This window comes from Deferribacter abyssi, assembly GCF_049472655.1.
GTDB lineage: Bacteria > Chrysiogenota > Deferribacteres > Deferribacterales > Deferribacteraceae > Deferribacter > Deferribacter abyssi.
On sequence record NZ_JAQNCS010000004.1, the window covers coordinates 52275 to 66954 of the forward strand.

At 33.3% G+C, this 14680-nt stretch carries 17 protein-coding genes; 3 read left to right on the forward strand and 14 right to left on the reverse strand.

The window, feature by feature from the left end; translation table 11 throughout:
* Positions 1-171: 171 nt before the first annotated feature.
* From OWK30_RS03250 to OWK30_RS03290, 9 genes are all read right to left on the reverse strand, one after another.
* Positions 172-1143 carry an NAD(P)H-dependent flavin oxidoreductase gene (locus tag OWK30_RS03250; RefSeq protein ID WP_423323551.1) on the reverse strand — a complete coding sequence of 324 codons (972 nt, stop codon included), beginning with the start codon at positions 1141-1143 and terminating at the stop codon, positions 172-174.
* 161 nt (positions 1144-1304) lie between these two features.
* Positions 1305-1610 (reverse strand): hypothetical protein, encoded by a 306-nt coding sequence (locus OWK30_RS03255; RefSeq protein WP_423323553.1) that lies wholly within the window; start codon positions 1608-1610, stop codon positions 1305-1307.
* Between the two features lie 79 nt (positions 1611-1689).
* A complete protein-coding gene (locus tag OWK30_RS03260) occupies positions 1690-2610 on the reverse strand; it encodes an electron transfer flavoprotein subunit alpha/FixB family protein (protein WP_423323555.1) in 921 nt (306 codons plus the stop codon).
* A gap of 12 nt (positions 2611-2622) precedes the next feature.
* A complete protein-coding gene (locus OWK30_RS03265; protein ID WP_423323556.1) occupies positions 2623-3393 on the reverse strand; it encodes an electron transfer flavoprotein subunit beta/FixA family protein in 771 nt (256 codons plus the stop codon).
* A 17-nt stretch (positions 3394-3410) separates the two neighbouring features.
* On the reverse strand, positions 3411-5402 hold the full coding sequence (locus tag OWK30_RS03270) for a heterodisulfide reductase-related iron-sulfur binding cluster (protein ID WP_423323558.1): 1992 nt from the start codon (positions 5400-5402) through the stop codon (positions 3411-3413).
* Positions 5403-5529: 127 nt separating this feature from the next.
* Complete coding sequence (locus OWK30_RS03275; RefSeq protein ID WP_423323560.1) at positions 5530-6669, reverse strand: acyl-CoA dehydrogenase; 1140 nt, start codon at positions 6667-6669, stop codon at positions 5530-5532.
* An 18-nt stretch (positions 6670-6687) separates the two neighbouring features.
* Complete coding sequence (locus OWK30_RS03280; protein ID WP_423323562.1) at positions 6688-7473, reverse strand: enoyl-CoA hydratase/isomerase family protein; 786 nt, start codon at positions 7471-7473, stop codon at positions 6688-6690.
* A 15-nt stretch (positions 7474-7488) separates the two neighbouring features.
* On the reverse strand, positions 7489-8331 hold the full coding sequence (locus tag OWK30_RS03285) for a 3-hydroxybutyryl-CoA dehydrogenase (protein ID WP_423323564.1): 843 nt from the start codon (positions 8329-8331) through the stop codon (positions 7489-7491).
* 1 nt (position 8332) lies between these two features.
* The gene (locus tag OWK30_RS03290) at positions 8333-9508 is read right to left on the reverse strand and encodes a thiolase family protein (protein WP_423323565.1); all 1176 of its coding nucleotides are present in this window, start codon (positions 9506-9508) and stop codon (positions 8333-8335) included.
* A 228-nt stretch (positions 9509-9736) separates the two neighbouring features.
* On the opposite strand from OWK30_RS03290, the gene OWK30_RS03295 reads away from it, so the two are divergent.
* From OWK30_RS03295 to OWK30_RS03305, 3 genes are all read left to right on the forward strand, one after another.
* The gene (locus OWK30_RS03295; protein WP_423323741.1) at positions 9737-10153 is read left to right on the forward strand and encodes a helix-turn-helix domain-containing protein; all 417 of its coding nucleotides are present in this window, start codon (positions 9737-9739) and stop codon (positions 10151-10153) included.
* A 108-nt stretch (positions 10154-10261) separates the two neighbouring features.
* Positions 10262-10810 carry a chalcone isomerase family protein gene (locus OWK30_RS03300; RefSeq protein ID WP_423323567.1) on the forward strand — a complete coding sequence of 183 codons (549 nt, stop codon included), beginning with the start codon at positions 10262-10264 and terminating at the stop codon, positions 10808-10810.
* A gap of 4 nt (positions 10811-10814) precedes the next feature.
* On the forward strand, positions 10815-11216 hold the full coding sequence (locus tag OWK30_RS03305) for an acyl-CoA thioesterase (protein WP_423323569.1): 402 nt from the start codon (positions 10815-10817) through the stop codon (positions 11214-11216).
* 186 nt (positions 11217-11402) lie between these two features.
* On the opposite strand, the gene OWK30_RS03310 is transcribed toward OWK30_RS03305, so the two are convergent.
* Genes OWK30_RS03310 through OWK30_RS03330 form a run of 5 tightly spaced genes read right to left on the reverse strand, consistent with a single transcriptional unit; the run spans position 11403 to position 14456 of the window.
* Complete coding sequence (locus tag OWK30_RS03310) at positions 11403-12095, reverse strand: DUF554 domain-containing protein (RefSeq protein WP_423323571.1); 693 nt, start codon at positions 12093-12095, stop codon at positions 11403-11405.
* Entirely contained in the window at positions 12092-12661 is a 570-nt protein-coding gene (locus tag OWK30_RS03315; protein ID WP_423323572.1) for a phospholipase D-like domain-containing protein, read from the reverse strand. Before OWK30_RS03315 ends, OWK30_RS03310 begins: the two co-directional genes overlap by 4 nt.
* Complete coding sequence (gene yihA / locus OWK30_RS03320) at positions 12621-13196, reverse strand: ribosome biogenesis GTP-binding protein YihA/YsxC (protein ID WP_423323574.1); 576 nt, start codon at positions 13194-13196, stop codon at positions 12621-12623. The genes OWK30_RS03315 and yihA overlap by 41 nt, the downstream gene beginning before the upstream one ends.
* Positions 13193-14035, reverse strand: a complete 843-nt coding sequence (locus OWK30_RS03325) for a DHH family phosphoesterase (RefSeq protein WP_423323576.1) — start codon at positions 14033-14035, stop codon at positions 13193-13195. The genes yihA and OWK30_RS03325 overlap by 4 nt, the downstream gene beginning before the upstream one ends.
* Before the next feature lies 1 nt (position 14036).
* The gene (locus tag OWK30_RS03330) at positions 14037-14456 is read right to left on the reverse strand and encodes a secondary thiamine-phosphate synthase enzyme YjbQ (RefSeq protein WP_423323578.1); all 420 of its coding nucleotides are present in this window, start codon (positions 14454-14456) and stop codon (positions 14037-14039) included.
* Between the last annotated feature and the right edge of the window lie 224 nt (positions 14457-14680).

Genomic DNA, 14680 nt, shown 5'->3' on the forward strand with positions numbered 1-14680 from the left:
GATCACCCATTTTTCGATATGATATAATAATATATTTGAGTTTATAAATAATTGTGGAGAGAAGCCAGAAAAGAAAATTATAATTTTGTTCATAAAAAAAAGAGAGTACAAAGTCTGGATTTAAATTCAAACTTTATACTCTCTTCAAATTTCTAGGAATTTATTGAGTTCTTAATCTATTATATTTGCCAATCTATTTTTGATTATTTTTTTTGCTTCATTTACAATATCATCTATCAATTCCTTTACTGTGGGTATATCGTTAATAAGCCCAACAACCTGACCACAAGCAAAAAGGGCATCATCTGCATTACCAGTTTTAATAGCCTCAAGCCCTCTCAATCCACTTAAAAGCGGTGCTAATTCTTGTAAGGTTGCTCCATTTTTTTCCATCTCAAGAATTTTTTCAGCATGCTTATTTTTAAGTACCCTTACAGTATTTTTAAGACTTCTTTCCACAAGCATAGTATCTGTTTCTTTTGCTTCTATTAAAATCTGTTTTATGTTTTCATGTACAGGAGCCTCTTTAGTTGCAACAAAGCGAGTCCCCATATTTACTCCTTCAGCCCCAAGGGCAAGAGCTGCCACAAAACCTCTTGCGTCTCCAAAACCACCCGAAGCGATTACTGGAATATCAAGCTCATCAACTGCTCTTGGTATTAAAATTAAACTAGTTACATCATCCTCACCAGGGTGACCAGCACACTCAAAACCGTCGATACTTACAAAATCACAACCAATTTTTTGAGCTTTCAACGCATGCCTAACTGAAGTACATTTATGAATTACAATAATATCATTTTCTTTCAATTTTTTCATATACGGTTCTGGATTTCTACCTGCTGTTTCTATAATTCTAATACCTTTATCTACAATAACGTCTATATATGCATCATAATTTACAGGCCTGAGTGTTGGTAAAAAAGTAAGATTGACTCCAAAAGGCTTATCTGTGAGGTTCTTTGCTTTATCAATTTCCTCTGCCAATTTTTCTGGCTTATCAAAAGAGAGAGCTGTAATAATACCCAACCCCCCAGCTTCTGAAACTGCGGCTGCAAGCTCGGCCTTTGATATCCACATCATTCCGCCTTGAATAATAGGATATTTTATACCCAAGCGTTCTGTTAATTTTGTTTTAAACATTTCATCCTCCTTTTTATCTAATCACTTATTCATTTGAAAATCTTTTTGGAATAATTTTTAAAATTTTACAATCACCCATTTGGCCAAACTACTTTATAAGGATTAAGTAAGAAAAAAATAACTATATTGTTGATTCATTACCACAATGGGCAGATAATTATTCAAGATGCTTTTTTACAGGCTTTTAAAAACTTTTGTAATAAGTCAGGGCTATTAGTTTTCAACTCGCCAGAAAAAATTTCTTTCATTCCAGGTTTATAATTTTCATACCAAATCTTTTTGAAAAGATCTGAGCTGATTTTGCAAACACAGTCGGCATTATCTACGGCTTTGCCATCTTTGATTTCAAGTCCATCAGGTTTCGCAAAAACAGTTTTTTTAATTGTATCATCTATTACAAAGTAATAAACATAGTCTGATCCCATTCCTTTATAATTTTGTTTAGCCTCTTCTAATATTTTTTCCATTATTCCCCCACTTTTATCAGTTTTTTTAGTAGATTATAAACGTAACATAGAGTTGACGCCTTATTGGGCGCCAACTTTGTTACCCTTTCAAGGATTTAACTTTTTCTGTCAATGCAGGCACAAATTGCATAACATCAGCTACAACAAGCACATCAGCCACCTCACCTATAGGAGCATCCTTATCGGTGTTGATAGCAAGAACAAATTCTGACTTTTTCATACCAGCAAGATGTTGAATAGCTCCTGATATACCACATGCCACATAAAGTTTTGGTGCTACTGTTTGTCCTGTGGTACCTACCTGTCTTGAATGATCAACCCAACCTGCATCTACGACAGGTCTACTTGCACCGAGTTCACCACCAAAAGCCTTAGCAAGCTCTTCTATTACAGGAATATTATCTGGTTTACCAACACCTCTACCAGCACTTACTATAATCTCAGCCTTTGTTAAATCTACTGTTTTTGCTTCTGCTTCCTCATATCCCACAAATTCAATATTTGATTCCAAGTCGATAGAAATTTCTTCTACTTCAGGCTCACCGTTTGGCTCAGCTGGAGGAAAAGCTCCTGCTTGGATTGTTATAACTCCTTTATCAGTGTTTGGCTTTACAAATCTCCTCAATTTTGCATTGCAACTTGGTACAACAAATTGTCCATCACTAACCTCTACTACTTCTGATACCTGACCTATTTTAAGAGCAGCAGCTATTCTTGGAGCCAAATCCCAACCATAAGAAGAATGAATGAATACAATATAATCAGGGTTTTCTTTTTCAACAACTTGTAAAATAAGTTTTTTATGAACATCAGGATTAAATTCACCATATTTTTCTGCATCAGCTAAATAAATTTTTCCAGCAACTTTAGGTAGATTGTCTTTATATCCAGCAGCAAACCATACTTTTTCTGCCTCTAATTTATCGGCAAAGGTTGCCAATTCATATGTAGTTTCAAGAAGTTGTTTTTCTCTGTATTCTGCAACTAACAATACTTTCATTTCAGCCCTCCCTTATAACACTGATGTCTTTTCTTTTAAAATTTGGACAGTTTTTTCAACAAGATCAGCAATATCACCTTCTAATACAAGTGCTCCACCTTTCTTTTCAGGATAATCGACTTTAACCGTTTCAACTAGATTGTTTTCTTTTAAAAATTCAGATATTTCATGTGTAAGTAACTCTTTTCTTTTTGCTTTCATAATGTTTGGTAATGTTGGATATCTTGGTTCGTTTAAACCAAGCTGACATGTGAAAAGAGCAGGAAGTTTTACTTTTACAACTGCTTTTTTACCACCTTCAAGCTCTCTTTTCACTGTAACTGCATCATCAGCATACTCAAAACTAACGATAGTAGTAACAGCTGGAATACCAAGCATTTCTGCAAGCAGTACACCAAACTGTCCGCTTCCTCTATCTTGAGATTGCATACCTGTGAAGATTATATCAAACCCTTTATCTTTAGCAAATTCATAAACTGCTTGAGCTTTCTGATAAGGATCTTTCTTATATTCATCATCATCTTTTAAATGGACACCCCTATCACATCCCATTGCAAGTGCTTTTTTAATAGCTTCTTTTACCCTCTCTGGTCCTATGGAAAGCACTGTAATATCAGCATCTCCTACTTGTTCTTTTAATCTTACAGCTTGCTCAACTGCATATTCATCATATTCATTCATACGATATGCTAAATCAGTCTCATCATACCATGTCCCTTCACTATTAACCTTAAATTTTGATTCCATATCAGGAACCTGTTTAATACAAACAAGAATTTTCATTCTTACCTCCTCTTTGTTTATTCTTGATTTTCCAATCTTTCTACTAATATCTCAGCCAAATCTTTTGCTTTTATCTTTTCATCAAGCTCAGCCATTTTTAATCCATCCTCAAACATAGTAAGACAGAAAGGACAGTTTGATACCAGCATATCTGTTCCAGTTTCTTCAGCCATTTTGACTCTTTTTACACTGATCTTTTCTCCAATATTCTCTTCAGCAAGTATTCTGCCGCCACCTGCACCACAACAAAAACTCTCGTACCTGTTTTTGTTCATCTCTTTTAAGTTAGCTCCAGCTATCTTTAATACATCCCTTGGCTCTTCAAAAATATCCATGTATCTTCCGATGTAGCATGAATCATGATAAGTACACTCAAAAGGTAGTTCTTTAATTTGTAATTCTCTATCATTGATAAGTTTCCATAAAAATGTAGTATAGTGTTCCACTTCTATATCAAATCCCAAATCCTTATAATCTCTAGTCAGTGTATTAAAACAATGAGGACAAGTGGTAACAACCTTTTTAACGTTGTAATTTTTGATTACTTCAATATTTTCCATTGCTACCATCTGATAAAGATACTCATTCCCCATCTTTCTTACAGGCTCACCACAGCATTTTTCCTCTTTGCCAAGAATACCAACTTTGATACCTGCTGCATAGCAAAGTTTTATAAAACTTTTTGCTACTTGTTGATTCCTTTTGTCAAAAGATGCATAACAACCTACAAAATAAAGGATATCTACCTCACTGTCTTCACTCATAATCTTCACATTGAGCTCTTTAGCCCAGTCACCTCTTGTAGCAAATCCCATCCCCATAGGATTACCATTTACTTCTACATTGTCCATTGCCATCATTACTTCTTCACCAGGAAATTCCCCTTCCATCAATACAAGATTTCTTCTCATTTCTAAAATCTTATTCACATGTTCATTGTTTGCAGGACAGATCTCTTGACATGCTCTACAAGTGGTACAAGCCCAAATAACATCCTTTGTAACCTTTTCGATTACGTTGGTTTCAGCACCGCTAGTAGCTGATTCTCCAATATCTAAAATAAGTTTCATTGGACTCAATGGCTTATTAGTGTTGTAAGCCGGACATCTATCTTGACACCTTTTACATTTTGTACAAGCATCAGCATCAAAAATATCTTTCCATGTGAAATCACTGACTTTACTAACTCCAAAACTTTCAGCTTCTTCATTTTCTATATCAATGGTATCTATGCTCCCCTTTTGTCTTAAATCTGTAAAAAAGTAATTTGCAGATGTAGTAAAAATATGTCTAAACTTTATAAATGGAATTAATGCTATAAAACCGAAAGCAAGGAATAGATGTACCCACCATAATCCTTTATGAAGGGCAAGGAGGGATGATTCACTCATCCCACTAAGTATATTTGCAACAAAAAAACCTACAGGAGACCAGTATGCCAGAGAAACATTGTTTCTCAATTCTGTTGCTGCGATTCTTGCACCTTCCACAAAAAAACCGGTTATTAGAATGGCAAATAGAAGTCCGTGCATTATATAGTCATCTTTTATAGTTTCTAGACCTTCTGGTTTTACAAAAAATCTTCTGATAAAGAATCCCGTCATCATCAATATTGCAATAAGTCCTGCAATATCTAGAGTGACTGAAAATAGCTTATAAAATATCCCTTTTAGGAATTTAATACCAAAAAGAGGATTTAAAATGTCTGCCTGTAAAAATACAAGAGTTGTTCCAATGGTTAAAGTCAAAAAACCCCAGAAAAAAAGAGCGTGAGCAGTGCCAGGAGCTGCAACCTTCAATACTTTTGTTTGTCCAAGTACATTTGTAAGTAATAACCTAACTCTTTCGTCTATATTATCAAAACGATTCAATGGTTTTCCTATCTTATAAATTTCCAAACGCTTTTTAAAACCGTATACAAGAATTCCGATGGCAATAATAGCAAATAAATACATCGGTATAAGTACACCGTGCCCTACATTCCAATAAATTTCTCTTGTAGCTTCCATCACTGTAACACCTCTTTATATTGATTATTCAAATATTTTCACTTCAAAAAACATAATTTTTTATCCGTTTAAACCTGTTGTTAAGCAAAAATGGATGCATAAGCATCCTATGTGATAAATCATAATGCTATTTCAACAACATCTTTGAAATTACAATCCTTTGAACTTCGTTTGTTCCTTCATAAATTTCAGTGATTTTTGCATCTCTAAACATTCTTTCAACTTCATATTCACAAATATATCCGTATCCTCCATGAATCTGAATTGCTTCTTTTGTCACATAAGTTGCTGTCTCAGAAGCGTACATTTTTGCCATTGCTGACTCAATGGCATTGGTCTTTTTCATATCTTTGAGCCATGCTGCTTTGTAGGTTATTAATTTACTTGCCTCTATTCTTGTTGCCATATCTGCAAGTTTAAATTGTATTGCCTGAAAAGCTGCAAGAGGTTTGCCAAACTGTTTTCTTTCCTGTACGTAAGAAATACATCTTTCAAAAGCGCCTTCAGCTATACCTAATGCCTGTGCTGCTATACCGATTCTACCACCATTTAATGTCTCCATTGCGATTTTGAAGCCATCACCTTCTTTGCCGAGAAGATTCTCTTTAGGTATTTTTACATTATCTAGGGCAAATGCAGTAGTATAACTTCCTCTTATTCCAAGTTTTTCTTCATTTTTTAATATTTCAACCCCCTCACTAGTCAAATCGATAATGAATGCGGACAAACCTTTATGCTTCAATTCTTTATTCTCAGTTGCAAAAAGAACACCAATTCCTCTAAAAGCACCATTGGTGATAAAAATCTTTGAGCCATTTATTACGTAATAGCCGTTTTCTTCTCTGTAAGTTGTGGAAATATTTGCAACATCACTACCAGCTTCTGGCTCTGTAAGCAATATACATCCAATTTTTTCACCTGTAGCTAGAGGTGGTAGATATTTTCTCTTTTGCTCTTCTGTGCCAAACTGTAAAATAGGATCACATGCCAAAGAAGTATGAGCAGATATCATAACACCTGTTGAAGCACATGCTTTAGATACTTCTTCCACTGTCATTATATATGAAAAATAATCTAGACCGGCTCCTCCATATTCTTCAGGGATATATGTGCCAAGAAAACCCATTTCAGCGATTTTTTTAACAAGATCAGATGGTATTTCATGATTTTTATCAATGTCTGCAGCAATTGGCTTTATTTCATTGTTTACAAAATCTCTTAAAGTGTCCTGTAATACCTTATGGTCTTGTGTTAATTCAAAATTCATAAGTTTCCTCCCTAATTTTTATTTTCCTTTAAATTCTGCTTTTCTTTTTTCCACAAATGCGCTCATCCCTTCTTTTTGATCTTCGGTATTAAATAGCAATCCAAAAAGAGTACTTTCATAATCTAAAGCTTCGGATAAGTTCATATTTACACCGGTTAAAATAGCGTTTTTTGCAAAAGCAACCCCTTTCGGTGAATTAAAAGCAATTTTTTTAGCTGTTTCCAAAGCCTTTTCCATTAAAGAATCTTTATCTTTTAACACTTCACAAACAACATTTAATTCTTTTGCTCTTACTGCAGAAATCATCTTACCTGTGAAAATAAGTTCATTTGCAACTTTCTCACCGCAAACTCTTACAAGGTTTTGAGTACCACCAAAACCTGGCATAATACCAAGTGTTACTTCAGGAAACCCCAGTTTTGCATTTTCTGAAGCGTATATTATGTCACAGGCTAATGCTAATTCAAAACCTCCACCAAGAGCATATCCGTTTACCGCAGCTATAACAGGTTTTTGCATTTTTCTTATAAATCTAATAATTCTGTGACCTTTTTTAGCAAATGCTGCAGCTGCAATGGCATCCATACCCAGCATCTCTTTTATATCAGCACCTGCCACAAAAGCTTTGTCTCCATCACCTGTGATAATTATACATTTTACATCATTATTATTTTCAAGATCATAAAGAGCACATTCTAGCTCACTCAACACATCACTATTTAATGCATTAAGTGCTTTAGGTCGGCTTATTATTAAAAAAGCTATGCTATCTTCAATTTTTATAATTATGTTTTTATATTCCATTGTTACCTCCCAAGTTTATTGGTAATCATAAAACCCTTTACCTACTTTTCTTCCTAAGTATCCAGCTCTAACCATATTTACTAACAATGGACAAGGTCTGTATTTGTCATATTTAAATTCATTGTAGAGTACTTCCATAATTGCTAAGACTGTATCAAGACCTATAAAATCTGCTAACTCAAAAGGTCCCATTGGCTGGTTTGTCCCAAGTTTCATTGCTTTATCAATATCTTGAATTGACGCCACACCTTCAAAATATGCAAAAATTGCCTCATTTATCATTGGGATCAAAATCCTATTAACGATAAAACCAGCATAATCAGAAGCTACAGCTATTTCTTTTCCCAAGGTTTTAGCAAGCTCCATTGTTTTATTGTAAGTGTCTTCACTTGTGGCAAGTCCTCTGATAATTTCAACCAACTTCATCACAGGCACAGGATTCATAAAATGCATCCCTATAACTTTATCAGGTCTCTTAGTTACAGATGCAATTTTTGTAATTGATATTGATGATGTATTAGTTGCAAGTATAGCTTCTGGCTTTGCCAGATTATCCAGTTTCTTAAAAAGCTCAAATTTTATTTTCTCATTTTCAGTAGCAGCTTCTATAAAAAAATCAGCATCTTTCAACAACTCTAATTGATTGATTGTTTCTATATTGGATAAAAACTGCTCAATTTTTGATTCTTCAAACATCCCTTTTTTAGCCTGTCTCCCCATATTTTTCCAAATAATCTGAAAAGCTCTTTCAAGCTGAGACTGACTTATATCGTACAGCTTTACCTTAAACTCATGCTGAGCCAAAACATGAGCTATACCTGATCCCATTTGTCCTGCACCAATAACTGCCACTTTCATTTTACACCCTCTCAAAAATTACGCTTACAGCTTCACCACCGCCTATACAAAGTGTGGCAAGTCCGTATTTTAACTTTTTTCTCTGCATTTCTTTCAAAAGCGTAACAGCTAGTCGTCCTCCACTTGCACCTACAGGGTGCCCAATGGAAACTGCACCACCGTTAACATTCACCTTATCAAGTGGTAAACCTAATTTTTTTACCGCAAAAAGAACTACAGCAGAAAAGGCTTCATTTATCTCAAAAAGATCAATATCTTCGATTTTCAATCCAGCTTTTTTGCAAACCTTTTCAATTGCACCTACCGGGGCAAGAGAAAATTCATCAGGATGGATACTGTTTGTAGCATAAGCAATTATTTTACCTATTGGTTTTAAATTATATTTTTTTATAGCATCATCACCTGCAAGTATTAAACATGCTGCTCCATCATTGATTGTAGAAGCATTGGCTGCTGTAATTGTCCCATCCTTTGTAAAAACTGGTTTAAGTTGACGTAATTTTTCAAACTTTACACGATAAGGCTCTTCATCCGTATCTATTATCACATCACCTTTTTTAGTGTTTTTTATGACAGGGACAATTTCATCCTTAAATATTCCCTCACTTATAGCTTTCTGGGATAACTTATAAGATCTTTCCGCATAATCATCCTGTTCCTCTCTAGTAAGCCCTTCTTTTTTGATGATCTCTTCGGTTAGCATTCCCATGTGTCTGCTTGAATATGGGTCCAATAGTGCATCATAAATCATCAAGTCTACAATCTCTCCATTTCCCATTCTATAGCCGTATCTTGCCTTATTAAGGGCATAAGGGCACATGGACATACTTTCCATACCACCAGCAATCACCACATCAGAGTCTCCAAGCATAATGGATTGTGCACCGAGCATAAGAGACTTCAAACCACTCCCACATACCTTGTTTATTGTCAGGGCATGCGCTTTGTCCGGAATACCAGCGTATCTCATTGCTTGTCTCGCAGGAGCTTGGCCAAATCCTCCCATCAAAACCTGGCCTAAAATGACCTCATCTACGGCATCTTTAGGAAGTTCAGTTACATCAAACAGTTTTTCGATAACAGTAGCAGCAAGCCTCGCAGGATGAACATCAGAAAGTGCCCCACCGAAAGAGCCAAAGGGAGTTCTTAACCCTTCAATCACATATACATCTTTCATAACTCACCCCATTGTAATTTTATAATCTTATAACTATATTTAACGTAAATGTCAAGCAACCTATAACGATATATTAAATATCTTGAACAAAAATTCAATCATACTATTTATTTGGTTTTTTCATATTAACTCATACTTTTTAATAAAAACTAATAACATCTTTTATTACTTGACAAAACAGAGTTTTAATTATACTAATAATAGGTAATTAACGTAAAGGTGAAAGAGATGAAAATAAGTAATGATGAATTGTTTCAGATTGGTGAAGTTGCAGAAATGCTTGGCATCACTACAAGAACCATAAGGTATTACGAAGAAATTGGTCTTATGGACCCTCCACAGAGACTCGAAGGCGGGATCAGAATCTATAGAAAAGATGATATTAAAAGGCTGAAGTTTATTTTAAAACTGAAAGAACTTGGGATATCTTTAAAAGAAATGCAGGAACTTGCTCAAATATATAAAATACATCAAACACCAGAAAAAATAATGCCAAAATTAATTGAAATTTTAGACTCACATATTGCGAAAATTGACGAAAAAATAGCAAAACTTGCTTCACTTAGAAATGATATTGTTGACTATAAGGCAAAAATTTTAAAGATTCTAAAGCAAAATAACACTAAGTTTTCTCAGAAAAATTAGAAGTAAGTACTTGTAATGATTTTTTATGAAGTATTAAAATAAATGATTAATTATTTTTCACTAATATGTGAAAATTGAAAGTTAAACAAATCAAGATAGGAGGATGTTATGAAAAAAATATTAATAGTTTTGTTTTCTTTTCTAATCGTTACTACATCGTTGCAGGCAAAAAATGTCTCGGGTATTTCAATTCAAGACACTTATGATTTTGGTAACAAAACTCTCGTTTTAAATGGTACCGGCTATAGAAAAAAGTTTTTTATCAAAATATATATAGGTGCTCTTTATGTTGAAAAGAAAACATCAAACTTTGAAGAAGTGTTAAATCAAAATCCAAAAGTAATAAAAATGCATTTCCTATATAAAAAGGTTAAAGCTGGACAAATGCAAAAAGCATTTAAAGAAGGGTTCGAAAAAGCTTCACCTAATTTAGTAAATTCAGATTCAGTTGCTAAGTTTCTAAACGTATTTAATTTTGATGTTGTAAGAGGTGATGAAATTGATTTAATACTAGATAATGACAATGTAATAGTGACTCATAACAATAAAAAAATAGCTGAAATCAAATCAAAGGAGCTTGCAGAAGCAATCCTTAAAATATACATAGGTGAAAGACCTGCTGATAAAAATTTAAAAAAAGGATTGTTAGGAGTTTAATCTGATGGAGTTCAGTACTGAAATAGAAGTAAGGTTTAGTGATTTGGATGCGTATGGACATGTAAACAATGCAGTATTTTTTACTTATCTAGAAACGGCAAGAACAAAACTGTTTAAAGACTATTTTTCAAAAGCAACTGCTGAAAGGTTATTTTTTCTCGTTGTTAAAGCAGAGTGTGAGTATAAAATCCCTATAAATTATTCTGACAAAGTTGTTGTTAGCATTGGTGTAGAAAGTATTGGTAATACCAGTTTTACTTTTAACTATAAAATACATAATGGAGAATACAAGGTTTTTGCTGTAGCAAAAACTGTGATGGTAACTTTTGACGCAAATAAAAATAAACCGGTGAGAATACCTGAATCATTTTTAAAATTATTAACAGAAGGTTGTTGTACTGCCTAATTTTTAATGATTGCTTCGTTGCTATTACTTCTTCAATGACAAATAGTCCTTGTCATTGCAAGCGGTAGCGGAGCAATCTTTTTATTACCAGCTATTTAGGTAGTTGTTTAGTTTCACCTTTTTAGGCCAATCTTTCAATATCTACTCAGAAAAGGTTTTTAGTTGTTATGCGTCAGAATGTGTAACTTACGCAATTATTTTTGCTAAAAAATCGATTACCGGTATAATGAAAAGGGATGGCAGCATATTTCCCGTTTTAATTTTTGTTAGTCCTAGCATATTTAAACCTATACCTAAAATTATAATACCTCCAACCACTGAAATACCATTTACATAGATTGGATCATTTAATAAAAATGTGAATTTAAATGCTAATAAACTCAAAAAACCTTGGTATACTAAAATTACTACAACAGAAAAAAGGACACCTATACCTAGGGTTGAAGCTAAAATAATAGACGATACTCCATCCAGCAAACTTTTTATGTAAAGAACAGAGGGATCATTATTCAGACCGTCGTTTATAGCTCCAATGATTGTCATAGAACCTACACAAAAGAGAACTGAAGCAGTAACAAAAGCAAGTACAAAACTTCCTGATTCACTTCTAAATTTTTGTTGAAAATAGCCTCCTATATTTTCTAAAAACAATTCAATGTTTATCAGTTCTCCCACTACTGTTCCTATAACCATAGCAATTAGAGCCAACAAAAAATCATGTTTTTCAAAAGACATTTTGATACCTAACACAACAACTGCAAGCCCCAGTGCTTTCATGACAGAATCTTTAATCTCTGACCTAATTCGCTTTCCAATTGTAACACCTAGAATACTACCAACACCAACAGCCATAACATTGACAACAGTCCCTATAATCATCTAATACCTCTTATATATTTTATCACTTCTTGAGCCATTTCAGATGATTCAATTCTTACACTTGTTTCATAATTATATTTCATGGCACTATGGGTATAATTATGACTTCCAAGGTAAACTATTTTATTGTCTATTACTACGACTTTTGCATGAAGCTTTCTTTCGGGAGAGTCGTACCAGACTATGGCTCCTTTTTTTCTCAATTCCTCTCCAGTATCTTTATTAAATCTGGTTGTAATATCATCATTTTTTCCTATATCAAAGACTGCATATACCTTTACACCTTTCTTTAATGCATCAAATATAGCTTCTTCTATAAGAGTAGAATAATTGAACTTATAATCATCCGTTTTAAACATATACATGGCAATGTAAATGCTATTTTTTGCATCTTCTATGTCTTTAATTAGAGATTTTAAAATTTTTCTATTGGGTAAAAAGGTTACTTTACCTTCATGTTTAATCAGTTTTGCAGAAATATTTGTAATTACAAAAAAAAATGCAACAAACACAACTAATGAAACATTAAGAAAAAGCTTTTTCTTCGATAATCTGTAAAAGTTCATCACGACCCCTTTTAGTAACACTTGAAAAAGTGACAAGTTTTTTTTCGTCAACCCCTAATTTAATCGATATATCCCTCTTTTGTTTTGCTATTTTATTATTTGATAATTTATCTGATTTGGTTAGTACAATAATGGCATCAACAGAATAAGCTTCCAACCATTCCAGCATCATCATATCATCTTTTGTAGGACCAATTCTTATGTCAATAATCAACACAACACACTTAAGTTGTGTTCTTTTTAAGAGATAAGTTTCAATTATAAACTTCCACTTTTCTTGTTCTTTTTTAGATACCTTTGCATAACCATAACCTGGTAAATCCACAAAAATTATTTTATTATTAATATTAAAAAAATTTATTGCTCTCGTTTTTCCTGGTTTTTTGCTCACTTTTACTAGCTTTTTTCTGTTTGTGAGAGCATTAATCATAGAAGATTTACCTACATTACTCCTTCCCACAAAGGCAATTTCAGGCAATTCGGTATTGGGATAATCTTTCTCAAAAAACGCAGATTTAATAAATTCAGCTTTCATGTTACACCTATATCTTTTAAAAACTGGTTTATGCCAAAATCAAAGTCAGTGGAAAACCCTGCAGCATTTTTGTGCCCTCCGCCACCATTTTTTTTAGCTATATTAGAAACGTCTATATCTTTTCTTGAGCGCAAAGAAATTTTCTTTTTTTGTGCATTGATAATTATTACGTAATCCAAACTAAACTCATTGATCAAAAAATGACCAAGTTCAGAATTGTACATTTCAGCAAAAAGATAACCAAATTTCTTCCCTTCTTTATCTTTATTTATAGTGATGTAATCTTTAGCCCTAATCAGGTAATCTTTTTGTCTACACTTTTCAATTTCCAAAAGAAAATTCTCTTTATCTTCAAAATCCACTGAAGGTTTTTTTAAAAATCTATCAACAAATCTCTCTAATCCATAAAGATAAAAAAGCATATTTAAATCTAAACTTCTCCTATCATCAAGAATCCAGATATCATAGTCATTAACGAGTTTTACAAAGTCCTCATAGTTACTTATCTCATACCCTTCATTAATAAGCCATTCATAGGTGAGAAGTGTGGCACATTTTTCCATAGAGTGAATTACACCTTTATATTTTCTGAAATGCAGTGTAGTTTTGTGGTGATCTATCAGCAAAACGTCTCTTTCCCTACGAATTAAATCGAAGACATCTTTAGAGGGGACAACGTCTGTAATGATGATTTTATCATAATTCACATAACTTTTAATCAAAAATTCATCAACTTCATCATAGTTGAGATAGTAAGTATCTGTTTTGTGTAAAGCTTTTTTTACAATTATGCCGCATCCTGCTCCATCTAAGTCATTATGTGTGATATGTAAAATCATTTCACTCTCCGATTATTTTTATTAGCACTCTTTTTTTTCTTTGACCATCAAATTCACCATAAAAAATCTGTTCCCACGGGCCAAAATCCAGCTTACCATTTGTTACTGCCACTACTACCTCTCTTCCCATGATTTGTCTTTTTAAATGTGCATCTCCATTATCTTCTCCAGTAAGATTGTGTCTATAAAGGGATAAAGGTTCGTGAGGAGCAAGCTCCTCAAGCCATCTTTTATAATCTTCATGAAGCCCACTTTCATCATCATTGATAAATACACTTGCAGTAATATGCATTGCATTGACCAAACATAACCCTTCTTTAATACCACTTTCATCAACTGCCTTTTGCACTTCATTAGTTATATTTATAAACTCAACTTTACTTTTTGTGTTGAACCAGAGTTCTTTTCTATATGATTTCATGCAGCACCTCCTGCTTTTTTAAATACTATTTATTTATAATAATGTAAAATATTTTATTTGCAAAGATGGTGCTTAAAGAAAGGCTTGCCCCCTTTGGAACATCTCAAAAGGTTTAGGGTTTATCATAAACTATATGAGATAAGAAATTTTAGTAATTGAAGGATAACAATCAGTGTAATAAGGAAAAATATATTAAAACGATTAGTCTATTGTTTTTAGAACGT

Excerpts from the sequence above, each read along its gene's own strand:
- OWK30_RS03300 (WP_423323567.1), top strand. The coding sequence starts at position 10,262 with ATGAAAAAAATATTAATAGTTTTGTTTTCTTTTCTAATCGTTACTACA.
- OWK30_RS03305 (WP_423323569.1), top strand. The coding sequence starts at position 10,815 with ATGGAGTTCAGTACTGAAATAGAAGTAAGGTTTAGTGATTTGGATGCG.
- OWK30_RS03285 (WP_423323564.1), bottom strand. The coding sequence starts at position 8,331 with ATGAAAGTGGCAGTTATTGGTGCAGGACAAATGGGATCAGGTATAGCT.
- OWK30_RS03315 (WP_423323572.1), bottom strand. The coding sequence starts at position 12,661 with ATGAACTTTTACAGATTATCGAAGAAAAAGCTTTTTCTTAATGTTTCA.
- yihA (WP_423323574.1), bottom strand. The coding sequence starts at position 13,196 with ATGAAAGCTGAATTTATTAAATCTGCGTTTTTTGAGAAAGATTATCCC.
- OWK30_RS03260 (WP_423323555.1), bottom strand. The coding sequence starts at position 2,610 with ATGAAAGTATTGTTAGTTGCAGAATACAGAGAAAAACAACTTCTTGAA.
- OWK30_RS03310 (WP_423323571.1), bottom strand. The coding sequence starts at position 12,095 with ATGATTATAGGGACTGTTGTCAATGTTATGGCTGTTGGTGTTGGTAGT.
- OWK30_RS03275 (WP_423323560.1), bottom strand. The coding sequence starts at position 6,669 with ATGAATTTTGAATTAACACAAGACCATAAGGTATTACAGGACACTTTA.
- OWK30_RS03295 (WP_423323741.1), top strand. The coding sequence starts at position 9,737 with ATGAAAATAAGTAATGATGAATTGTTTCAGATTGGTGAAGTTGCAGAA.
- OWK30_RS03255 (WP_423323553.1), bottom strand. The coding sequence starts at position 1,610 with ATGGAAAAAATATTAGAAGAGGCTAAACAAAATTATAAAGGAATGGGA.
- OWK30_RS03330 (WP_423323578.1), bottom strand. The coding sequence starts at position 14,456 with ATGAAATCATATAGAAAAGAACTCTGGTTCAACACAAAAAGTAAAGTT.
- OWK30_RS03265 (WP_423323556.1), bottom strand. The coding sequence starts at position 3,393 with ATGAAAATTCTTGTTTGTATTAAACAGGTTCCTGATATGGAATCAAAA.
- OWK30_RS03290 (WP_423323565.1), bottom strand. The coding sequence starts at position 9,508 with ATGAAAGATGTATATGTGATTGAAGGGTTAAGAACTCCCTTTGGCTCT.
- OWK30_RS03270 (WP_423323558.1), bottom strand. The coding sequence starts at position 5,402 with ATGGAAGCTACAAGAGAAATTTATTGGAATGTAGGGCACGGTGTACTT.
- OWK30_RS03325 (WP_423323576.1), bottom strand. The coding sequence starts at position 14,035 with ATGATTTTACATATCACACATAATGACTTAGATGGAGCAGGATGCGGC.
- OWK30_RS03280 (WP_423323562.1), bottom strand. The coding sequence starts at position 7,473 with ATGGAATATAAAAACATAATTATAAAAATTGAAGATAGCATAGCTTTT.
- OWK30_RS03250 (WP_423323551.1), bottom strand. The coding sequence starts at position 1,143 with ATGTTTAAAACAAAATTAACAGAACGCTTGGGTATAAAATATCCTATT.